We start from the raw sequence: 19,609 nt of genomic DNA on the forward strand, positions 1-19,609 counted from the left end.
CTACGTTCGGAAGGGATAACCGCTGAAAGCATCTAAGCGGGAAGCCTGCTTCAAGATGAGGTTTCCATCCCCCTCGTGGGGTGAAGGCACCCAGCCAGACCACTGGGTAGATAGGCCGGATGTGGAAGACAGGACCAAAGACTGTCGGAGCTGACCGGTACTAATAAGCCAACAACTTCACACACCTACCAAACACTGTTTGGTCAATAACACTGCTTCGCGTCCACTGTGCGGTTCCCGAGAAACGGGCACCACCCCCCCACCACAACCGTGGAACCAGGGGGTGACCTGGACAACTCGATACTGTTACGGCGGTCATAGCGTCGGGGAAACGCCCGGTCCCATTCCGAACCCGGAAGCTTAGCCCTTCAGCGCCGATGGTACTGCCCTCGCGAGGGGGTGGGAGAGTAGGACGCCGCCGGACACCCATTCACGAAAGGCCCACCCCACACCGGGGTGGGCCTTTCGCATACCCCGAACAGACCCCACCGCAGACGCTGCTGCTCCGTCGTCCGCGTCCCGCGACCCCGTGCGGCGGCGTGCCGATAGGCTCGTCGGGTGACTGGAGCACCGCACCTCCCCGCCGCCGGACCGACGCCGTCGTGGCGAGCCCGACACTTCCTGAGCCTGCTGGACTTCGCGCGGCCGTCCCTGGGAGGGGACGGGACCGCCGGGTGGCTCGACGACGCCGGGGCCGTCGACCCGGCGCAGCCGGCCCACCTGTGGATCACGTGCCGGATGACGCACTCCTTCGGGCTCGGGCACCTCCTGGGTGTGGAGGGCGCGGGCGAGCTGCTGGACCGGGGTATCGCCGGCCTGTCACGGACGCTGGCCGACGCCGACGAGGGTGGGTGGTTGGCCTCCAGGGGTCCGGGAGACGCGTTCGACGGGCTCAAGCAGGCCTACGGCCACGCGTTCGTCGTGCTCGCCGGGTCGACCGGGACCGTGGCGCGCACGCCTGGTGCCGTGACCCTCCTCGAGGCGGCGCTGTCGGTGCTCGACCGGCGGTTCTGGGAGGCCGACCACCAGCTCCACCTCGACGAGCGGTCGCGCGACTGGGGCACGGTCGACCCGTACCGCGGGGTCAACGCGAACATGCACTCCGTCGAGGCGCTCCTCGCCGCCCACGACGCCACGGGCGAGAGCCGCTGGCTCGACCGAGCAGCGGTGGTGGCCGACCGCGTCATCGACTGGGCGGCGGGCAACGACTGGCGGATCCCGGAGCACTTCGACACCGCGTGGCAGCCGCAGCTCGAGTACAACGCGGACCGTCCGCACGACCCCTTCAAGCCGTACGGCGCCACACCGGGCCACGGGCTGGAGTGGGCGCGGTTGCTCCTGCAGGTGGACGTCGCCGGGGGGACGCAGGGACAGCGCACCGACGCGGCCCGGCAGCTGTTCCACCGCGCCGTGGCCGACGGGTGGGACGGGCCGGCGGGAGGTTTCGTCTACACGACGGACTGGAACGGGAGCCCCGTCGAGGCCCGCCGCTTCCACTGGGTGGCGGCCGAGGCGGCCGCGGCCGCCGACGTGCTGCACCGCACGACCGGCGAGGCGCGCTACGCCGAGCTCGCCGACGAGTGGTGGGCGTGGATCGACGCCCACCTGGTGGACCACGAGCGCGGCTCCTGGTTCCACGAGCTCGACACCGACAACCGCCCCTCCGGGCGGACGTGGGTCGGCAAGCCCGACATCTACCACGCGGCCCAGGCCGTCATCCTGCCGGACCTGCCGCTCACCGGGTCGTTCGCGGCGTCCGCCCGAGAGGCCGGACCGCTGCTGGCCGGCACGCGACTGGGCGCCGCGGTGGCGTCGTCATGAGGATCTCCGCGAAGGCCGACTACGCGGTGCGGGCGGCCGCCGAGCTCGCGGCGTCCGGCGAGGGCCCGGTCCCGGCCGAGGCACTCGCCCGCGCGCAGCAGGTGCCCCACCGCTTCCTCGAGGCGATCCTCAGCGACCTGCGGCGCGAGGGCATCGTCGCGAGCCGTCGCGGCGCAGGCGGGGGGTACGTGCTCGCCCGCCCGGCCGACAAGGTGACCGTCGCCGACGTCGTGCGCGCCGTGGACGGGCCGCTGGTGTTCGTGCGCGACGCGCGGCCCTCCGACCTGGAGTACACCGGCGCCGCCGCGTCGCTGCTGCACGTGTGGGTGGCGCTGCGCGTGAACGTGCGCGCCGTGCTGGAACAGGTGACCCTGGCGGACCTCGCGGCCGGGACGATCCCCGACGTCGTGCGCCGGCTGACCGAGCAGGAATCGGCGTGGGTCAGCCCCTGAGCCACGCCGGATCGGCGTAGGCGCCAGAGGCGCCGCACGGTCGTCGGCCTGGTTCACGCGACGCCGCAGAACCTCGTCTCGCGATACGGACATATTTTTGAGACCGTTGAATCCGATAGAGCCGATCGGGTAACTTCGTCGCAGACGCGGCGGACCCGCTGCCGCGCCGAAACGGAGGGAACCCCCGTGCGGACTCTCGTCCTCCTTGCCCTCGTGGGCCTCGGTGCGCAGCTCGTCGACGGCAGCCTGGGCATGGCCTACGGCGTCACCTCGACCACCCTGCTGCTCGCGATCGGCACCAACCCCGCGGCCGCGTCCGCGACCGTCCACCTCGCCGAGGTCGGCACGACCCTGGCGTCCGGCGCCTCGCACTGGCGGTTCGGGAACGTGGACTGGAAGGTCGTCATCAAGATCGGCATCCCCGGTGCCATCGGCGCGTTCGCCGGCGCGACCTTCCTCTCGTGGCTGTCGACCGAGATCGCCAAGCCGCTGATGTCGATCCTGCTGCTGGGTCTGGGCCTGTACGTGCTGCTGCGGTTCACGCTCCGCGGGCTGCGTACGGACCGTCTCGGGCAGCCGCTCCGCAAGCGGTTCCTCACCCCGCTCGGGCTGGTCGCCGGGTTCATGGACGCCACGGGTGGTGGCGGCTGGGGCCCGGTGGGCACGCCCGCCATCCTCGCGAGCGGCCGCATGGAGCCGCGCAAGGTGGTCGGCTCGATCGACACCAGCGAGTTCTTCGTGGCCGTGGCCGCGAGCCTCGGGTTCCTCTTCGGTCTCGGGACCGCGGGCATCAACCCGTCCTGGGCCCTCGCGCTGCTCATCGGCGGCCTGATCGCCGCGCCGATCGCCGCGTGGCTCGTCCGCCTGGTGCCGCCGCGCGTCCTCGGCTCCGCCGTCGGCGGGATCATCGTCCTCACCAACGTGCGGACCCTGCTGTCCCTCGACTCGTTCCCGGTGAGCGACGGCGTGCGCACCCTGGTGCTCGCGATCATCGCCGTGGGCTGGGCCGCCGCGGTCGTCTACTCGTTCGGCCAGCACCGCAAGGCGGTCGCGGAGGAGCGGGCCGAGGCGGCCGGCGAGCAGCCGGAGGCGGCGGCGACGACGGTCGCCTGACGGTCCGAACCCGTCACGGGCGCCGACAGCACCACCGAGCACCGCCACCGCACCACCGAGCACCGCCACCGCACGTCACCCGCCGTGCGGTGGCGGTGTCGTGCCGTCCCGGTACCGTGGTGGAGCCAGGAGAACTGCGCGCCGGACCCAGCTGCACGGCACTGGGGGTGGTCCTCGATGTCCAGCACGCCCAACGACACACCGCGCCGCGAGCTCGTCGCCCTCGCGGAGCTGTTGGGTGCCGGGAGCCAGCTGCTCGTGGGCCGGTACCGGGTCGACGTCGCCACGGGGGAGTGGTGGTGGTCGGACGAGGTGTTCCGGATCTTCGGGCGTGAGCCCGGCTCCGTCGCGCCGGGGCCCGAGGTGCTGCGCGCCCACCTGCACCCGGACGACCGTGAGCGGCTCTCCCGGACGGCGGTGGTCGCACTGGGTGCCGGGCGGCCGTTCTCGGGGGCACACCGCGTCGTGGACGACCACGGGCGCACGCACACGGTCGTCGTCACGGGTCAGGGGCGGCACGGGAGCGACGGCGCGTCGTCGCAGATCGTCGGCTACGTCATCGACGCGAGCCCGGTCGTGCGCGACGCGCTGGAGCGCGAGGCGCACCGCGCCGTCTCGCGCGCGTTCGTCGCCGCCGCGGCCGCGGAGCAGGCCAAGGGCGCCATCATGGCCGTCTGCGGCGTGGACGAGTCGGTGGCCACCGAGGTCCTCGCCGACGCGGGCGCGCAGGTCGGCGTGTCCGCCCAGTCGGCGGGGGAGCAGGTGATGAAGGAGCTCGCGCGACCGGTCGGGGACCGGGACGCCGCGCTCACGGCGGCGGAGGTGGTCCGGTCGGCACCGCCCGCGAAGGACGCGGCGGACCGCCTGAGCAGCGCGCTCGCCGCCGTGCGGCCGGTGGACCGACCGCACGGCCACGACGCGCAGCTGGCCCGCCGTCGTCCCCGCGCGAGCCACTGACGGGACCGCGCGGGGAATCGGCGGGTCAGCGGCCCGAGACGAACCGGGCAGCCGCGCGCCCGGCGCCCTGGCGGGCGAGGCGCTTCGCGAGCACCGCGACGCCGCCCGAGACGGCCGCGAAGGTGACCGCCTGCACGATGGAGAGCTCGTCGTCGTCCAGGTTGGTGGGCGCCACGTTGCCCGTCGCCCGCTCCCAGACCACCCCGATCAGCTTCTGCGCGACCCATCCGGCGGCGATCGTCAGCACCACCGTGCCGACCTTCACGCCCAGCGGCTGCTCGGTGTCCGTCACGTGCTCTCCCTCGGTCTGACCCGGCGTGCTACCGCCGGGGCGTCGTCCTGGTCCGGCGTCCACGGCCGACGGGCGGTGTCACGGCACGTCAGGCACGTCACACCCCGAGGCCGAGGACGGGACCACGGTAGCGCGGTGTCGACGGGTAGGCTCGTGCTGATACGACAGGGGAGCGCCCACCGGCGCTGAGAGTGCGGACCGCCGCAGACCCTCGAACCTGACCCGGTTAGCACCGGTGGAGGAAGTCGGGAATCTGGTTCCCTGCGGACGGCAGCACCACGACGGTGCCGGGCGCCCGCAGGACCCCCTTCTCGCACCTTGAGGAGGACAGCATGACGCTGAGCACCACGACCAGGACCAGGAGCGCGGCAGCAGCGGTCGGGGCCGTCGCGTTCCTGCCGCTGCTGGCGGCGTGCGGCGGCGGGACGCCGGCGGACGACGCGAGCGGGGCGTCGAGCACGGTCACGCTCGTCACCCACGACTCGTTCGCCGTCTCCGACGAGGTGCTGGCCGCGTTCGAGAAGGAGTCCGGCCTCTCCGTCGAGCAGGTGGCACCGGGCGACGCGGGCACGCTGGTGAACCAGCTCGTGCTCACCAAGGACGCGCCGCTGGGCGACGTCGTCTTCGGTGTGGACAACACCTATGCGTCGAGGGCCGTCGACGCCGGGGTCTTCGAGGAGTACCAGCCCGCCGACCTGGCCCCGGAGGTCGCGGCCTACGCGCCCGACGACCTGGCCGGCACGCTGACGCCGGTCGACGTGGGCGACGTCTGCATGAACCTCGACGACGGCTGGTTCGACGAGCACGGCGTCACGCCCCCGACGACGCTCGAGGACCTCGCGAAGCCGGAGTACCAGGACCTCACCGTGGTCACCAACCCCGCGACGTCGTCGCCCGGTCTCGCGTTCCTGCTCGCGACGATCGGTGCCTTCGGCACGGACGGCTGGGAGGCCTACTGGGCCGACCTGCGCGACAACGGCGTCAAGGTCGCCGAGAGCTGGGAGGACGCGTACTACGTCGACTTCTCCGGCGCCGGTGAGGGCGGGCAGCGGCCGATCGCGCTGTCCTACGCGACGTCGCCCGCGTTCACCGTGAGCGACGACGGGACGTCCTCGACGACCAGCGCGATGCTCGACACCTGCTTCCGGCAGGTCGAGTACGCGGGGGTGCTGGCCGGTGCGGAGAACCCGGACGGCGCGAAGCAGCTGGTCGACTTCCTCACCTCGCCCGAGTTCCAGGCCGACGTGCCCGGCCAGATGTACATGTACCCCGCCGACCCGGACGTGGAGCTGCCCGCCGACTGGCAGCAGTTCGCCCCCCTGGCCGACGAGCCGTTCGAGGTGGCGCCCGCGGACGTCGCCGCGCACCGCGACGAGTGGATCGAGCAGTGGACGGCGACGGTCGTCGGCTGACGCGCCCCGTGCCGCGCGCCCCGCGCAGCGCCGCCCGCCCGGCCTCCCGGGCGGCGCGGTGGCGCGCCGACCGGTGGGGCGCGTGGCTGGGCTGGGGTGCCGCGGTCGTGCTGCCGCTGGGCTTCCTCGCGGTCTTCTTCGCGTGGCCGGTGGTGTCGCTCGTCCTGCAGGGGTTCTTCACCGAGACCACCGCGGGGCGCACGCTCGACCTGTCCGGCTTCGCGGAGGTGCTGTCCCAGGAGCGCACGTGGCGGATCGTCGGGCAGACGCTCGCCCAGGCGCTCACCGGCACGCTGCTGGCGGTGCTGCTGGGCCTGCCGGGCGCGTACGTGCTGTACCGGTGCAGGTTCCCCGGGCGGACGCTGGTGCGGGGTCTGGTGACGGTGCCGTTCGTGCTGCCCAGCGTCGTCGTCGGCGTCGCGTTCCGCGCGCTCTTCGCCCCCGGCGGCCTGCTCGGCTGGGCGCACCTGGAGGAGAGCTTCGCCGGCATCGTGCTCGCCCTGGTCTTCTTCAACTACGCGGTGGTGGTGCGCACGGTCGGCGGCATGTGGGAGCGCCTCGACCCGCGCGCCGAGCAGGCCGCCCGCGCGCTCGGCGCGACGCCCTGGCGCGCGTTCCGCACCGTGACGCTGCCGGCGCTCGGCCCGGCGATCGCGTCGGCCGCCGCGGTGGTGTTCCTGTTCTGCGCGACGGCGTTCGGCGTCGTGCTGGTGCTCGGCGGCCTGCGCTACGGCACGATCGAGACGGAGATCTGGACGCGCACCACCCAGTTCCTCGACCTGCGCTCGGCGGCGGTGCTGTCGGTGCTGCAGCTCGTCGTGGTGGCGGGCGCGCTGCTGGTCAGCTCCCGCGCACGGGCGCGCCGCGAGCGGGCCCTGCACCTCACGAGCGACAGCGTGTCGGCGCACCGGCTGCGGCTGCGCGCCGGCGCCGACGGCACCGACGTCGCGCCGGCGCTCGTCACCCTCGTCGTCGTGGCGGGGCTGCTCGTGCTGCCCGGGGCGGGGCTCGTCACCCGGTCGCTGCGCGCGCCCGACGGGTCGTGGGGCCTCGACAACTACGTGGCGCTCGGCACCACCGGCGGGCGCAACGCCCTGACGGTCACGGTGTGGGAGGCGCTGGGCAACTCGCTGCGCACCGCGGCCTGGGCCGCGCTGATCGCCGTCGTCGTGGGCGGCCTCGTGGCGCTCGTCGTGTCGCGACGCCCGCGGCGGGCGGGGCTGCGGCGAGCCGTCGGCGTGCTCGACGCCGCGTTCATGCTGCCCCTCGGCGTCTCCGCCGTGACGGTGGGCTTCGGCTTCCTCATCACGCTGGACCGCCCGCTGGGGCTCGACGTCGACCTGCGCACCTCCGGCGCGCTGGTGCCGATCGCGCAGGCGGTCGTCGCGATCCCGCTCGTGGTGCGCACGATGCTGCCGGTGCTGCGCGCCATCGACCCGCGGCTGCGGGAGGCGGCCGCCACGCTGGGCGCGGCGCCCGGGCGGGTGCTACGGACGGTCGACGGCCCGCTCGGCGCGCGGTCGCTGGGGCTGGCGATCGGGTTCGCGTTCGCGGTCTCGCTCGGCGAGTTCGGCGCGACGTCGTTCCTCGCCCGCCCCGACACGGCCACCCTGCCGGTGGTCATCTACCGCCTGATCGGGCGGCCCGGGGCCGAGAACTACGGGATGGCGCTCGCGGCGTCCGTGGTGCTGGCCGTGCTCACCGCGACCGTCATGATGGTGGCCGAGCGCCTTCGCGGCGACCGGCCCGGAGGGGAGTTCTGATGGAGCAGGCCCGCCAGACGACGGGGCTCGCCGTGCGCGACGCCGTCGTGCGGTACGGCGCCGCGCGCCGTCGACCGGGGTCGGTCGCGGTGGACGGCGTGTCGCTCGACGTCGCCGCCGGCGAGATCGTCGCGCTGCTGGGGCCGAGCGGCTGCGGCAAGTCGTCGCTGCTGCGCGCCGTCGCCGGGCTGGAGCCGCTGGCGGGCGGCACGGTCGCCTTCGACGGCGCGGACCTCGCGGGCGTGCCCGTGCACCGGCGCGGCTTCGGCCTGCTCTTCCAGGACGGCCAGCTCTTCCCGCACCGGGACGTCGGCCGCAACGTGGCCTACGGTCTCGAGACGCAGGGCGTGCCCCGCGCCGAGCGGGCCGCGCGCGTCGCCGACCTGCTCGCCGACGTGGGCCTGGCCGGGTACGCGGGCCGGTCCGTGGCGACGCTGTCCGGCGGGGAGAAGCAGCGCGTCGCGCTGGCGCGCGCGCTCGCGCCGCGTCCGCGCCTGCTGCTGCTCGACGAGCCGCTGTCCGCCCTGGACCGACGCCTGCGCGAGCGGCTCGCCGTCGACGTCCGCGACACCCTCAAGGCCACCGGCACCACCGCCGTCTTCGTCACGCACGACCACGACGAGGCGTTCACCGTCGCCGACCGGGTCGCCGTCATGGACGCCGGGCGGCTGCTCCAGGTGGACGCGCCGGACGTGCTGCTGCGCGCGCCGGCGAGCCCGCGGGTGGCGGAGTTCCTCGGGCTGTCCGCCGCCGACGACGACGCCGCCGGCACCGCTGATGGTTCGGAGACGACGGGTGCAAGAACTGCGGCCGTGACGACATCATCGGGGCATGACGTGGTCTGACGGCCGGAGCCGGCGGCTCTCCGCGGCGGCGTGCGGCGTGGCGTGCCTCGGGCTGCTGGCCGCGTGCGGCCCGGGCGACGGGGAGGACGTCTTCGCCGCCCGCGAGCCCCTGCCGACCTGCGGGGAGGTGACCGCGCGCCCGGACCTCGGCGAGGGCGAGCCGAAGGCGGAGCTGGCCGACGCGTTCGCCTGCCTCGACGAGGCGGCGGCCCGCGGTGAGGGGGCGGAGCTCCTCGTACGCTCCCTGACCGTCGAGGGTGACCCGATCGTCGAATACCACCGTGTGGGTCCCGGGATCGACGGGCTCGAGGTCTACGTCGACGGCACCCGGGACACGTTCGGCGACCAGATCTGGACCTACCGGTCGTGCCCGGGCACGGTGACCACCTCGGAGCCGCAGGGCTGCTGGGAGTCGGGCCTCGTCGAGGGCTGAGCCCTACGCCTCGCCGGCGTCGTGCACGAGCAGGGCGACCTGGGTGCGGTTCTCCAGCCCGAGCTTGTCGAGCACGCTCGACACGTGCGCCTTCACCGTCGGCACGCTGAGGTACAGGCGGGCCGCGATGTCGGCGTTCGACGCGCCGCGGCCCAGCTCGACGGCGACGTCGCGCTCTCGCGCGGTGAGGACGTCCAGGGCGGCCCGGGCACGGTCGCGCGACCCGTCCGAGCCGGCGACGGCGGCCATCAGCCGCCGCGCGACGTCCGGGGCCAGCACCGGCTCGCCCGCGGCGGCGGCGTGCACGGCGGCGGCGATGCGCGCCGGCGGCATGTCCTTGAGCAGGTAGCCCGCGGCCCCGGCGCGCAGCGCGCCGCCCACCTCCTCGGCGGTGTCGAACGTGGTGAGCACGACGACGGCGGGCGGCGACGGGCGGGCGCGGACCCGCCGGGTGGCCGCGATGCCGTCGACGCCGGGCATGCGCAGGTCCATGAGGACGACGTCGGCCGGGTGGGCGTCGAGCACTCCGGGCACCTCGGCCCCGTCGGCCGCCTCGGCCACGACCGTCATGCCGTGCGCGCCGTCCAGCATCAGACGGAGGCCCGCGCGCACCAGCGCGTCGTCGTCCACCAGCACGATCCGCACGGGCGTCACGGCGTCCGCGGGGCCGCCCGCCGGTCCGGCGGTGGGGAGCGGGCCGGGCCCGGGCGTCGTCGTCACGCGTCCCACGGTAGCCACGCCTCCACCGCGAAGCCGCGCGACGCGGCGGGACCGGCGTCCGGGCCGGCGGCCAGCGTGCCGCCCAGCAGCGTGGCCCGCTCGCGCAGCCCGACCAGCCCCGTGCCCGTGCCGACCCCGTCCGGGGCGACGGCGCCGGGTGCCGCGCCGTCGTCGGCCACGCGCACCCGGACCTCGCCCGGGGTGGTCGAGACCGTGACCCGGACGGCGGCACCGGGCGCATGGCGGCGCGCGTTCGTGAGCGACTCCTGCACCACGCGGAAGACGGCGGTCGCGACGGCGGCCGGAGGGTTGTCGTCGCCCGTGCGCTCGTAGGTCACGTCCGTGCCGGCCGCGCGGGAGTCGTCGACGAGGCGGCGCACGTCGTCCAGGCCGGGTACCGGCCCGAGATCCTCCGGGCCGGCGCGGAGCAGGCGGATGACCTGCCGCAGGTCCTCCAGGGCGTCGCTCACGCCGGCGCGGACCCGCCCCGCCGCGGCGGCGAGCTGCGCAGGGTCGGCGTCCGGGCGGTACTCCATGGCGCCGGCGGTCGCGGCCAGGAGGGACAGGCGGTGGGCGAGGGTGTCGTGCATCTCGCGGGCGATCCGGGTGCGCTCGGCCGTGCGCGCCTCCGCGACCCGCCGCTCCTGCTCGGCCTCCGCCCGGCGCGCCCGGTCGCGCAGCGACCACAGCACGAGGGCGCGCTCACGGCCGTACGCGCCCCAGCCGAAGAGCGCGGCGTGCACCGCGACGTCGCACAGGAGCCACCACCCGAGGGGGAGCCCTACGGGCCGCCACAGCGCCTGGACGGCGTGCCCCAGCACGCCCGCCCCGGCGACCCACGCGGCCGTGCGGACCGGGTACCAGCGCGCGACCTGCAGCGTGCCGACGGTGGAAGCTGGCGTCGCGGCCCCCGAGACCGCGGCGAGGACGGCGAGGGCGACCGCGGCCACCACGCTGCGCCGGGTGAAGAGCAGGGGGACCAGCGCGACCGCCGCGACGCCGACGGCGACGTCCACGCCTGCCGGCACCAGGACCGTGATCGTCCCGGTGCCGCGCACCGGTGCCGCGTCCGCCACGGCGAACGTGGCGGCCGCCGTCAGCGCGGCGACGAGCGCCCACGCCAGCACGAGGACCCCGCGCGGGGCGGGGGGCGGGCCCGGGTCCGACGGCGCCCACGGGTCGAACTCCGCCCAGCCGCCGGGGCGTGCCGCGGCGGGGGTCGGGGTGCTGTCGGTGCTGGTCATGACCGGGACGCTACGGCGGACCTCCCGCCGGCGACACCGACGAAAGTCGGGGGTGCTCCCGCCGGACGGCGCGACGACGACCGACCACGGCAGGGCGCGCGACCTGCGGTGCGCGCGGGAGCGTCGTCCTGTCGGCAGGGTGCCGGCGGCGAAGGAGGGGACGACATGAACGGGACGCAGGGCAGGACCGACATCACCGGCACCGGCGCGCAGGGCCGGACCCCCGGAGGCCCGGCCGGACGCTCGTGGCGCGACCGGGCGTGGTGGAACCGTCCGCGGACGGTCGTGGTGGGCGCCGTGCTGGCCGGCGCGGTGGTCTACCTCGTCGGCACGCTGGCGGGCGTGGACCCGCAGGTGCGGGCGGGCTCGGGCACCCTCGAGGTCACGATCTCCCTGGTCATCGCCACCAGCCTCACCGCGGCCCTCGGCGGGTGGGGCGTCCGCGCGCTCCTGCTGCGCCGCCCGAGCGGTGGGCGGCGTGCCTGGCTGGTGCTGAGCGGCGCCGTCCTGCTCGTCTCCCTGCTGGGCCCGCTGGGGGCCGCGAACGCCGGCGCGACGGTGCTGCTCCTGCTGGAGCACCTCGCCGTGGGCGGCGTGATCATGCTGGGCCTCAGCGGGGCGCGGCCTCGGGGCGCCAGAGCGGCGTGAACACCTTCCGGGCCGCGAGCATGAGCGCGAGCAGGGGGCCGCGCTGCCGCTCGAACCCGACCTGGTCCACCAGCCCACGGTCGAGGCGGCGGTGCAGCATCGCCAGCTCGGTCGCGGCCTGCTGGTAGTCGCGCATCGCGCGGGCCGGGCCGGGGCCGCCCGCCGCGCGGACCCGGGCGCGGGCCCGGCGGCGCCGCGTCAGCGACGTGAGCATCACGACGTCCGGCAGGGCGACGACACCCAGCGGGCCGTACTGCGGCAGGTGCTGCCCGATGAGCCCCACGATGCGGGCGCGGTCGCGGCGCACGACGACGAGCAGCCCGACCACGATCCCCAGGCCCAGCAGGTACACGGCCACGACGGCCTCGACGCCGAGCGACGCGGCGCCGTTCCACAGCGCGTGGTACGTCATCGCGCCGAGCAGGCCGAGGAGCACGGGCCACACCCGCGCCCAGCCGCGCGGGGCGAGCGCCGCCGTCGCGATCCCCAGGCCGGTGAGGGACGTGCACAGCGGGTGGATCAGCGGCGACAGGAGCCCGCGCGCCACGAACGTCGCGGCCAGCCCCTCCGGGCCCGCCACCGTGTAGTAGTGGATGTTCTCCACCGTGGCGAAGCCGAGGCCCACCATCGACCCGTAGATGATGCCGTCCGTGGGGCCGTTGAGCTCGTGCCGACGGAACCAGAGCATGCCCACGAGGACCAGCGCCTTGAGGGTCTCCTCGACCACGGGCGCGGTGACGACCGCCGTCGCGACGAACCCCTCCTCCTGGCCGAGCAGCGGCGTCCACAGCAGCGTGAGCCCGGCCGTGTTGATCCCCATCGCGACCAGCACGGACACGCCCGCGCCCCACAGGAACGCGAGCACCAGGGCGTCCGGGGGCTCCGGCTCGAGGCGGTCGAGGGCGAGCACGCCCGCCAGCAGCAGGGGGAGCGGCAGGACGGCGAGGAACAGGCCCTCGAGGAACGTCGGGCCCTCCGCCGACGTCACCACCAGCGCGGCGAGCAGGCACGCCGACGACACCGCGATCGTCACGATGACGCCCACCGACGGGCGGCGCGTGGGCCGCCGGTCGAGGATCGCGCGAGGGTCCAGGGCCGGCATAGGCCTTGATCCTAGGTGCGACGGGCCGGCGGCACCGCGATGATCTCCTCAGCGGACCGGGTCGGCCCCGCCGTCCGCCCGTCCCGGAGGAGCCCTCATGGCCACGGTCGTGTCCACCCTGTTCATCTCGCTCGACGGCGTCGCGGAGATCGACCCCGCCTGGCACTTCCCCTACTTCGACGACCACATGGCCCGCGCCGTCGACGACGACTACCGCGACACCGACGTCCTGCTGATCGGCCGCGTCACCTACGACAGCTTCGCCGGCGCGTGGCCCGGGCGGGAGGAGGCGGGTGAGGAGGACGCGGCGTTCGCCCGGCGGCTGGGGGACATGCGCAAGGTGGTCGTGACCCGCTCGGCGCACGACCTCGGCTGGCGCCACGTCGAGCGCCTCCACGGCGACCTGTCGGCCGCCGTCGAGGTGCTGAAGGCCGAGGACGGCGTGGAGAAGATCCTCGTGCCGGGGTCGCTGTCGGTCGTGCGCCAGCTCCTCGCGGCAGGTCTGCTCGACGAGCTGCGCCTGCTGGTGCACCCGGTCGTGGCCCGCCGCGGCGCGCGCCTCTTCGACGAGGGCGACACGGTCTACCCGCTGGCCCTGCGCCGGTCGGAGGCCTTCCCGACCGGCGTGGTCCGCCTCGTCTACGCGCCAGGCGAGCTACCGAGCCTGGCGGGGTACGACGACGTGAAGGGTCAGGTGCCGAGCGGCGACTGAGCGTCGTGCACCCGACGGACGACCACGACGGCGACGTCGTCCTCCCGACCGGCGTCGGCGAACCTGTCCACCAGGCGTGAGCACACGTCCGCGGGGGCCAGCCCGGCGAGCGTGCGGGCCGCGTCCACGAGCTCGTGGATGCCCTCCCGCAGGGTGCGGTCGCGGCGCTCGACGAGCCCGTCCGTGACGAGCACCAGGAGGTCGCCCGGGCCCAGCGCGTCGCGCCGTGCGGGCCGCTCGTCAGGGCTCGCCAGGCCCAGGAGGCGGGCAGGCGACTTCTCCGCGACCACCGTCCCGTCGGTCCGGACCACGAGCGGCGGCAGATGGCCGGCGTCGGTCATCTCGACGCTGCCGTCCGCGGGGTCGATGACGCAGACGCACACGGTGGTGAGCTCCGGGTGGTCCTGTCGCAGCGAGTCGTTGAGCAGGTCGAGCGCCCGGGCGGCATCGTGCCCCTCGCGCAGGTAGGCGCGGAGGGTGAGGCGGACCTCGGCCATGACGGTGGCCGCCCGCAGCGAGTGTCCCTGGACGTCCCCGATCACGACGGCGACCCGGCCGTCGGGCAGGTCGAAGGCGTCGTAGAAGTCCCCGCCGACGTCGAGGCGCTCGTCCGACGCCTCGTAGCGGGCGGCGACCTCGACACCGCCGCGCACCGTGAGGCCGGAGGGGAGGAGCCGGTGCTGGAGGGCCATCGCGATGCGGTGCTCCTCGGCGAAGGTCTTGAGGTTCCGGAGGGCCACGGTGATGGCCTCGGTGAACCGGGCGGCGACCTCGCGCTCCTCCGTCGACGGGCTGCTGGAGGCGTCGTCGGCCTGCAGCGCCAGCCCGCCCACGAGCGTGCCCTCGGCGTCGCGCAGCCACACCGTCCACCAGGCCGACCGCGGCACGCCCGCATGGGCCAGGAGCGGGACCCAGTGGTCGGGCACGTCGTCGGGGCCGAACGTGGCCGACGAGACCGGCCCCGGCGGCAGCACGGGGAGCGTCCCGCGCCCGCGCACCAGAGGCGCGTCCGGGGCGGGGCACACCGCGCGGACCACGGTCTGCGGGTCGACGACCACCATCGCCACGGCGGGGCGCCCGAGCACGGCGCAGGCGCCCTGGGCGACGAGGTCGGCCACGAGCTCCTGGGTGCGGGCCTGGTGCAGGGGAGCGAGCGCGTCGGCGAGCGCCTCGAGCCGGCGCGCGGTGCGCCCGGCGTCCCGGTGGGCGTCGTGCGTGCGGCACAGGGCGCCCACGGTGGCCAGGAACTCGTCCTGGTCGAGGGGCTCGGGCAGGTAGGCGTCGGCGCCGCCGTCCAGCCCTGCGGTCCGTGCGGCGGCGTCGATGGAGGTGGCGGACACGTGCAGCACCGGCACGTGGGCGGTCCGCGGGTCCGACTTGATCCGGCGGCAGACCTCGGTCCCGGTGAGATCCGGGAGGTTGACGTCGAGGACCACCGCGTCGATCGTCGCCGCCACGAGGTCCAGCGCGTCCGCGCCGGTCCCGGCCTCGAGCACGTCGAAGCCCGCGCCCCGCAGCCATGTCGCCATGACGTAGCGGTGCGCGCGGGTGTCGTCCACGACGAGGACGGTGCGGTCGGCAGGTGTCATGGGGCACCGCCGTCGCGGAGCGCGCGGGTGAGGGCGGTGCGGTCGAGCGTCGACTTCGGCAGGAAGGGCGCCGGCCGTTCCACCCCCGTCTGCTCCGGGGCGGGGCCGCTGGACATGAGCGCGACGGCCAGGTCGGGGTGCTCGGCCCGGAGGCGGACGAGCAGGCCCACGCCGTCGAGCTCCGGCAGCCGCACGTCCACGACGGCCGCGTCGGCACGGGCGTCCCGCAGCAGCGCGAGCGCGTGCCGCCCGTCGTGGGCGACGCTGACGCGGTCGGCGTCCTCGCGCAGCAGCCCCGCGACGTACGCGCCGTACGACCGGTCGTCGTCGACGACCAGCACGTGCCCGAGCCCGGTCGCGGCGCCCGGCGATGCCGCGCCGAGGGAGCGTGCGGTCGTCGGGACGGCCGGCGGGAGCTCGGCCGGGGCTGCGGGCTCGACGGGGAGGACGACGGTGAAGGTGCTGCCGACGTCGGGCGCCGAGCGCGCCGTCAGCGTCCCGCCGAGGGCCTCGGAGGTGCGCCGGGCGTAGGGCAGGCCGAGGCCCGTGCCCCGGACGCTCGGTTGGAGCCGGTTGGGCACCTGGACGAACTCCTCGAACACGGCGTCCAGGTGCTCCGGCCCGATCCCCAGGCCGGTGTCCTCGACGACGAACCGGACGGCGTCGCCCTCGACGCGGACGTCGAGCCGTACGCTGCCTCGTTCGGTGAACTTGACGGCGTTCGTCAGGAGGTTGCGCAGGACGCGCGCGACCAGACGCCGGTCGCTGACGAGCGCCAGCCCGGGCTCGCACGCGACCACCAGCTCCACCCCGTCGCGCACCAGGGGCTGCGTCGTGCCCCGGAGCTCGTCGAGCAGCGCCGGCACGTCGATCGGCGCGGGCGCCACGTCCTGGTGCCCGGCCTCCGCGCGCGCGAGGTCGAGGAGCTCGTCGACGAGGGTGAGCAGCGTGGCCGCGCTGTCGCGCACGAACTCCACCTGCTCGGCCTGGTCCCCGGCCATCGTCGACGCCTGCAGGAGCGAGGTCAGTCCGATGATGGAGTTGACCGGGCTGCGCAGCTCGTGGCTGACGTTGCGCAGGAAGCGCGACTTGGCCTCGTTCGCGGCCGCCAGCTCCCGGCCGCGCTCGTCGAGCTCGGCGTACAGCGCGACGACGCCGGTGTTGGTCTCCTCCAGCTCCGCGGAGAGCTGGTGGTACATCGCGAGGACGCCGCGGTTCGTCTCCTCCAGCTCGGTGTTGAGCCGGCGGAGCTCTTCCCGCTGCGCCACCAGCTCGTCGTGGGTGCGCAGCAGCTCGGCGTTCTGCACCCGCAGCTCGTCGAGGGCGTTGGCGCCGTAGCCGACGGTGATCGCGCGGCGCAGCGCGTCCGTGGTCGCGGCGTCGAGGGGCGCGGAGGCCCCCAGCTCCACCACGAGGGTGACGTGGCGGCCGTCGGCGCCGAGCACGACCTCGTCGACGAGGCGCCGCGCCGCGGGGACGCCGCCGTCGGCGGCGCTGCCGGTCGTGGTCAGGCCGGCGGCCGACTCGAGGTCCGCACGCAGGAGCGGCCGGGCGCCCCGGTCGAGGCCGATGGTGACCTCGACGGGCCCGAGCGCGACGGCGGCACGACCGACCTCGGAGAGCGCGGTGGCGACCCGCACCTGGTGGTGGACGTCGAGGCCCATGGCGCGCGAGATCTCGCGGCCCGCGCGGCGGAGGGCCAGCAGGTCGGTGTCACTCTCGAGCCGGGTGGCGAGGAGCGGGGTGTCGGCTGTCGTCACGGGGTGCCTCCCAGCGGGACGACCACGACGCACGCGTCGTCCCGTCGTACGGCGAAGTCGCGCATCAGGAGGCCCGCGACGACGAGGGGCGCGCGTTCCCTGAGCCCCGGGTAGGCGGCCAGGCTCGCGCGGTCGGTGAGCCCGTCGGAGTGCAGCACGAGCAGGTCGCCGGGGCTGACGGGGACGACGACCTCGCGGACGGCCCGGGCATGGGTGCCGGCGATGCCGGGCTGGCTCACGAGGCTTCGCGACCGGCCGCCGCCCTGGACGGTGCCGCCGATGTTGCCGAGCCCGGCGTGCCGCAGCGTCCCGTGCTCCGCCCGCGAGACGGAGACCGCCGCCCCGCGCGTGCCACCCAGGGCGCCGTGCACCCGGTCGAGGAGCACGGCCGGGCCTGCCGGCTGCGCCTCGAGGAACGCGCGGACAGCCGACTGCGAGGCGACGGCGGCCAGCGGACCGTGGCCGAGCCCGTCGGCGACGAGGACCGAGGTCACGCCGTCGTCCGTCCGCAGGGCGAACGCGTCACCGCAGACGACCTGCCCGGTCATCGGCCGGGTCAGTCCCGCCCCCGGTGCGGGGTCGGGCCGGGCTCCGGGGGACGCGAAGGTGGCGGCCACCACCGTGCCCTGCCCGGGCGCCGACCAGGCGTCCCACGAGCTGGTGAGCCGCGGCAGCGTGCCGAGCCCGATGCCGAGCGTGCCGCGCGAGGACACACCGTCGCGCATCGCGGCGGCGAGGTCGCGCATGCCGGGGCCGGAGTCCACCGCCAGCACCTCGAGCGCGGCATGGCCGTCCCAACGACGGACGCGGAGCGACACCGCCCCCGAGCCGGCGTGCCGGGTCTGGTTGGACGCCAGCTCGGACACCACCAGTCCGGCTTCCGCGGCGCGCGACTCGCCCAGGCCGAGGCTCAGCGCGGCCGTCGTCGCGGCGCGCCGGACCGCGCCGACGGCGGAGGGATGGTCGACGGTGTGCCAGACCCCGGCCTCCAGGGCGACCGCCGTGTCGGGCGAGGACGACCCCGACGGGGAGATCATCGCGACCAGGTCACGATCTCGACCCGGGTCCCTGCTCCCGGTGCCGTGTCGATCGAGAACTGCTCCACGAGCCGTCGTGAGCCGGACAGCCCGAGGCCCAGCCCGTTCCCGCTGGTCCAGCCGTCCGTCAGCGCGAGGTCCAGGTCGGCGATGCCCGGCCCCTCGTCGGAGAAGACGGCCCGGACCCCGGACCGTCGGCCGTCCGCGACGAGCTCCACCTCGACCTCGCCGCCGCCGCCGTAGACCAGCGTGTTGCGGGCGAGCTCGCTGGCGGCCGTGACGAGCTTCGTCTGGTCGACGAGAGAGAGCCGTGCCTGCTGTGCCACCGTGCGGACGAGCTGTCGGACCCTGACCACGTCGGAGTCGGCACGCACCTCGAGCCGTTCCGTCGTCGTGGCCGAGGGCGCGGTCGTCATCTCGACGCTCGTTCGGCAGCCGCCGCGAGCAGCACGCTCTCGGCGGACTCCTGCGCCGGGGCGAGCATCGCGAGGCCGCGCTCCACGTCCAGCGCCGTGCGGACGCCGCCGAGGGACAGGCCGAGCTCCACCATCGTGATGGCCACGGCGGGCCGCATGCCGACGACCACCGTCTGCGCGTCGAGGACGCGGGAGATCGCGGCGACCGACGCCAGCATCCGGCCGATGAAGCTGTCGACGATCTCCAGGCCCGAGATGTCGATGACGACGCCGCGCGCGCCGGTGCGCGTGATGCGCTCGGCCAGGTCTTCCTGCAGCTGCAGCGCGGTGTCGTCCTGGAGGTCCACCTGGATCGAGACGAGCAGCGTCGACCCGATCTTGAGGATGGGGACGGCGTCGCTCACGCGGTCACCTCGATGTGCGAGCGGCGACCCTCCCGCAGTGCGTCCACGAGCGCGTCCGCCAGCGTCGCGCGGGTGCGGATGTCCCCGAACTCGATCCCGAGCGCGACGACCGTCTGCGCGATCTGGGGGCGGATGCCGCTGATGGTGCACTCCGCGCCCATGAGGCGCGCCGCGACGACCGTCCGCAGGAGGTGCTGGGCCACCTGGGTGTCGACCGCCGGCACGCCGGTGATGTCGATGATGGCCTGCGTGCTGCCCGTCTCGACGAGGGTGTTGAGCAGCTTCTCCATGACGACCTGGGTGCGCGCGGAGTCGAGGGTCCCGACCAGCGGGACCGCCACGATGCCCTCCCAGAGCTTGACCACCGGGGTCGACAGCTCGAGGAGCTGCTCGGCCTGCTCGCTGATGATCGACTCGCGGGCGGCGGCGAACGCCTCGAACGTGAACAGCCCGAGCTCGTCCACGAGGCGCAGCAGCGGTACCAAGCGCGTCATGGCGTCGGCCGAACCGGCCAGCCCGTACAGCCCTTCCTTGAGGGCGAACACGCCCACGGCGGTCTCCCGGGGCGTGAAGCCGAGCCGGGCGCGCGCGGCGGAGACGTCCGCCAGGATGCCGCGCAGCTGGTCGAAGGCCTCCGACTGCAGGGCGGTGCCACCGGCCTGCAGGCCGTCGACGAGGGCCTGGTAGATGTCGGACTGCTCGCGCTCGAGCTCGCCCCGGGTGGTGCGACCGCGCAGCTCCTGCACGGCGGCGTCCAGCCAGGCGGGGCGGACGCTCTCCGCGTGGTCGACGAGGGTCTGTGCCAGGGCACTCGGCGCGACAGCAGTCATCGCGGGATCCTTCCGGACGAGAGGGGGGCCGTGTTCTCGACCGCGGTCAGTGTACGCAG

The 19,609-nt window shown here is 75.1% G+C and carries 20 protein-coding genes, 2 rRNA genes and 1 riboswitch; of the genes, 12 read left to right on the forward strand and 10 right to left on the reverse strand.

All coding sequences use genetic code 11. The features are described from left to right. The 6 genes from ACFQ80_RS19485 to ACFQ80_RS19510 all read left to right on the forward strand — a co-directional run. Positions 1-184: ribosomal RNA gene (locus ACFQ80_RS19485) — 23S ribosomal RNA — on the forward strand; the annotation flags it as partial. Positions 185-307: 123 nt separating this feature from the next. Beyond that, positions 308-424 (forward strand): 5S ribosomal RNA (gene rrf / locus ACFQ80_RS19490). Between the two features lie 134 nt (positions 425-558). After that, a complete protein-coding gene (locus tag ACFQ80_RS19495; protein WP_430551510.1) occupies positions 559-1,821 on the forward strand; it encodes an AGE family epimerase/isomerase in 1,263 nt (420 codons plus the stop codon). After that, positions 1,818-2,273, forward strand: coding sequence for an RrF2 family transcriptional regulator (locus ACFQ80_RS19500; RefSeq protein ID WP_430551509.1), 456 nt, complete (start codon positions 1,818-1,820; stop codon positions 2,271-2,273). Before ACFQ80_RS19495 ends, ACFQ80_RS19500 begins: the two co-directional genes overlap by 4 nt. A gap of 186 nt (positions 2,274-2,459) precedes the next feature. Next, a complete protein-coding gene (locus ACFQ80_RS19505) occupies positions 2,460-3,386 on the forward strand; it encodes a sulfite exporter TauE/SafE family protein (RefSeq protein ID WP_430551508.1) in 927 nt (308 codons plus the stop codon). A gap of 177 nt (positions 3,387-3,563) precedes the next feature. Continuing rightward, a complete protein-coding gene (locus tag ACFQ80_RS19510) occupies positions 3,564-4,343 on the forward strand; it encodes a PAS domain-containing protein (protein WP_430551507.1) in 780 nt (259 codons plus the stop codon). 25 nt (positions 4,344-4,368) lie between these two features. Here the strand turns inward: ACFQ80_RS19510 and ACFQ80_RS19515 are convergent, their stop codons facing one another. Next, positions 4,369-4,635, reverse strand: coding sequence for a DUF4235 domain-containing protein (locus ACFQ80_RS19515; RefSeq protein ID WP_430564816.1), 267 nt, complete (start codon positions 4,633-4,635; stop codon positions 4,369-4,371). Positions 4,636-4,791: 156 nt separating this feature from the next. Next, positions 4,792-4,896, forward strand: a riboswitch (TPP riboswitch). Between the two features lie 71 nt (positions 4,897-4,967). Here ACFQ80_RS19515 and ACFQ80_RS19520 point away from each other — a divergent pair. Genes ACFQ80_RS19520 through ACFQ80_RS19535 form a run of 4 tightly spaced genes read left to right on the forward strand, consistent with a single transcriptional unit; the run spans position 4,968 to position 9,088 of the window. Further along, complete coding sequence (locus tag ACFQ80_RS19520; RefSeq protein ID WP_430564817.1) at positions 4,968-6,047, forward strand: thiamine ABC transporter substrate binding subunit; 1,080 nt, start codon at positions 4,968-4,970, stop codon at positions 6,045-6,047. After that, a complete protein-coding gene (locus ACFQ80_RS19525) occupies positions 6,023-7,810 on the forward strand; it encodes an ABC transporter permease (RefSeq protein WP_430564818.1) in 1,788 nt (595 codons plus the stop codon). Before ACFQ80_RS19520 ends, ACFQ80_RS19525 begins: the two co-directional genes overlap by 25 nt. After that, a complete protein-coding gene (locus ACFQ80_RS19530) occupies positions 7,810-8,655 on the forward strand; it encodes an ABC transporter ATP-binding protein (protein WP_430564819.1) in 846 nt (281 codons plus the stop codon). The genes ACFQ80_RS19525 and ACFQ80_RS19530 overlap by 1 nt, the downstream gene beginning before the upstream one ends. Further along, entirely contained in the window at positions 8,642-9,088 is a 447-nt protein-coding gene (locus tag ACFQ80_RS19535) for a hypothetical protein (protein ID WP_430564820.1), read from the forward strand. Before ACFQ80_RS19530 ends, ACFQ80_RS19535 begins: the two co-directional genes overlap by 14 nt. A 3-nt stretch (positions 9,089-9,091) precedes the next feature. Here the strand turns inward: ACFQ80_RS19535 and ACFQ80_RS19540 are convergent, their stop codons facing one another. Further along, positions 9,092-9,808: a response regulator transcription factor gene (locus ACFQ80_RS19540; protein ID WP_430564821.1), complete on the reverse strand. Its 717-nt coding sequence runs from the start codon at positions 9,806-9,808 to the stop codon at positions 9,092-9,094. Then, positions 9,805-11,052, reverse strand: a complete 1,248-nt coding sequence (locus ACFQ80_RS19545; protein ID WP_430551500.1) for a sensor histidine kinase — start codon at positions 11,050-11,052, stop codon at positions 9,805-9,807. Before ACFQ80_RS19545 ends, ACFQ80_RS19540 begins: the two co-directional genes overlap by 4 nt. A 165-nt stretch (positions 11,053-11,217) precedes the next feature. Between ACFQ80_RS19545 and ACFQ80_RS19550 the strand changes: the two genes are divergently transcribed. Next, positions 11,218-11,700 carry a DUF6069 family protein gene (locus tag ACFQ80_RS19550; RefSeq protein ID WP_430564822.1) on the forward strand — a complete coding sequence of 161 codons (483 nt, stop codon included), beginning with the start codon at positions 11,218-11,220 and terminating at the stop codon, positions 11,698-11,700. Here ACFQ80_RS19550 and ACFQ80_RS19555 read toward each other — a convergent pair. Then, positions 11,663-12,802, reverse strand: coding sequence for a PrsW family intramembrane metalloprotease (locus tag ACFQ80_RS19555; protein ID WP_430551498.1), 1,140 nt, complete (start codon positions 12,800-12,802; stop codon positions 11,663-11,665). The two genes, ACFQ80_RS19550 and ACFQ80_RS19555, sit on opposite strands and share 38 nt — an antisense overlap. A gap of 97 nt (positions 12,803-12,899) precedes the next feature. On the opposite strand from ACFQ80_RS19555, the gene ACFQ80_RS19560 reads away from it, so the two are divergent. Beyond that, a complete protein-coding gene (locus ACFQ80_RS19560; RefSeq protein WP_430564823.1) occupies positions 12,900-13,514 on the forward strand; it encodes a dihydrofolate reductase family protein in 615 nt (204 codons plus the stop codon). Here the strand turns inward: ACFQ80_RS19560 and ACFQ80_RS19565 are convergent. Genes ACFQ80_RS19565 through ACFQ80_RS19590 form a run of 6 tightly spaced genes read right to left on the reverse strand, consistent with a single transcriptional unit; the run spans position 13,493 to position 19,550 of the window. Beyond that, positions 13,493-15,103 (reverse strand): SpoIIE family protein phosphatase, encoded by a 1,611-nt coding sequence (locus ACFQ80_RS19565; protein WP_430564824.1) that lies wholly within the window; start codon positions 15,101-15,103, stop codon positions 13,493-13,495. The genes ACFQ80_RS19560 and ACFQ80_RS19565 overlap by 22 nt on opposite strands. Beyond that, entirely contained in the window at positions 15,100-16,863 is a 1,764-nt protein-coding gene (locus ACFQ80_RS19570; RefSeq protein WP_430551495.1) for an ATP-binding protein, read from the reverse strand. The genes ACFQ80_RS19565 and ACFQ80_RS19570 overlap by 4 nt, the downstream gene beginning before the upstream one ends. After that, on the reverse strand, positions 16,860-17,900 hold the full coding sequence (locus tag ACFQ80_RS19575) for an ATP-binding protein (protein WP_430551494.1): 1,041 nt from the start codon (positions 17,898-17,900) through the stop codon (positions 16,860-16,862). The genes ACFQ80_RS19570 and ACFQ80_RS19575 overlap by 4 nt, the downstream gene beginning before the upstream one ends. Then, positions 17,897-18,316: an ATP-binding protein gene (locus ACFQ80_RS19580; protein WP_430551493.1), complete on the reverse strand. Its 420-nt coding sequence runs from the start codon at positions 18,314-18,316 to the stop codon at positions 17,897-17,899. The genes ACFQ80_RS19575 and ACFQ80_RS19580 overlap by 4 nt, the downstream gene beginning before the upstream one ends. Beyond that, a complete protein-coding gene (locus ACFQ80_RS19585) occupies positions 18,313-18,720 on the reverse strand; it encodes an STAS domain-containing protein (RefSeq protein ID WP_430551492.1) in 408 nt (135 codons plus the stop codon). The genes ACFQ80_RS19580 and ACFQ80_RS19585 overlap by 4 nt, the downstream gene beginning before the upstream one ends. After that, the gene (locus ACFQ80_RS19590) at positions 18,717-19,550 is read right to left on the reverse strand and encodes an STAS domain-containing protein (protein WP_430551491.1); all 834 of its coding nucleotides are present in this window, start codon (positions 19,548-19,550) and stop codon (positions 18,717-18,719) included. Before ACFQ80_RS19590 ends, ACFQ80_RS19585 begins: the two co-directional genes overlap by 4 nt. Positions 19,551-19,609: the final 59 nt, after the last annotated feature.

Source organism: Isoptericola sp. NPDC056578, assembly GCF_042793275.1.
Classification (GTDB): Bacteria; Actinomycetota; Actinomycetes; order Actinomycetales; family Cellulomonadaceae; genus Isoptericola.

What these genes read in the sequence shown, in the direction of transcription:
- ACFQ80_RS19500 (WP_430551509.1), top strand. Translation starts at nt 1,818, where the DNA reads ATGAGGATCTCCGCGAAGGCCGACTACGCGGTGCGGGCGGCCGCCGAG.
- ACFQ80_RS19510 (WP_430551507.1), top strand. Translation starts at nt 3,564, where the DNA reads ATGTCCAGCACGCCCAACGACACACCGCGCCGCGAGCTCGTCGCCCTC.
- ACFQ80_RS19520 (WP_430564817.1), top strand. Translation starts at nt 4,968, where the DNA reads ATGACGCTGAGCACCACGACCAGGACCAGGAGCGCGGCAGCAGCGGTC.
- ACFQ80_RS19530 (WP_430564819.1), top strand. Translation starts at nt 7,810, where the DNA reads ATGGAGCAGGCCCGCCAGACGACGGGGCTCGCCGTGCGCGACGCCGTC.
- ACFQ80_RS19535 (WP_430564820.1), top strand. Translation starts at nt 8,642, where the DNA reads ATGACGTGGTCTGACGGCCGGAGCCGGCGGCTCTCCGCGGCGGCGTGC.
- ACFQ80_RS19545 (WP_430551500.1), bottom strand. Translation starts at nt 11,052, where the DNA reads ATGACCAGCACCGACAGCACCCCGACCCCCGCCGCGGCACGCCCCGGC.
- ACFQ80_RS19550 (WP_430564822.1), top strand. Translation starts at nt 11,218, where the DNA reads ATGAACGGGACGCAGGGCAGGACCGACATCACCGGCACCGGCGCGCAG.
- ACFQ80_RS19555 (WP_430551498.1), bottom strand. Translation starts at nt 12,802, where the DNA reads ATGCCGGCCCTGGACCCTCGCGCGATCCTCGACCGGCGGCCCACGCGC.
- ACFQ80_RS19560 (WP_430564823.1), top strand. Translation starts at nt 12,900, where the DNA reads ATGGCCACGGTCGTGTCCACCCTGTTCATCTCGCTCGACGGCGTCGCG.
- ACFQ80_RS19565 (WP_430564824.1), bottom strand. Translation starts at nt 15,103, where the DNA reads ATGACACCTGCCGACCGCACCGTCCTCGTCGTGGACGACACCCGCGCG.
- ACFQ80_RS19575 (WP_430551494.1), bottom strand. Translation starts at nt 17,900, where the DNA reads ATGATCTCCCCGTCGGGGTCGTCCTCGCCCGACACGGCGGTCGCCCTG.
- ACFQ80_RS19580 (WP_430551493.1), bottom strand. Translation starts at nt 18,316, where the DNA reads ATGACGACCGCGCCCTCGGCCACGACGACGGAACGGCTCGAGGTGCGT.
- ACFQ80_RS19590 (WP_430551491.1), bottom strand. Translation starts at nt 19,550, where the DNA reads ATGACTGCTGTCGCGCCGAGTGCCCTGGCACAGACCCTCGTCGACCAC.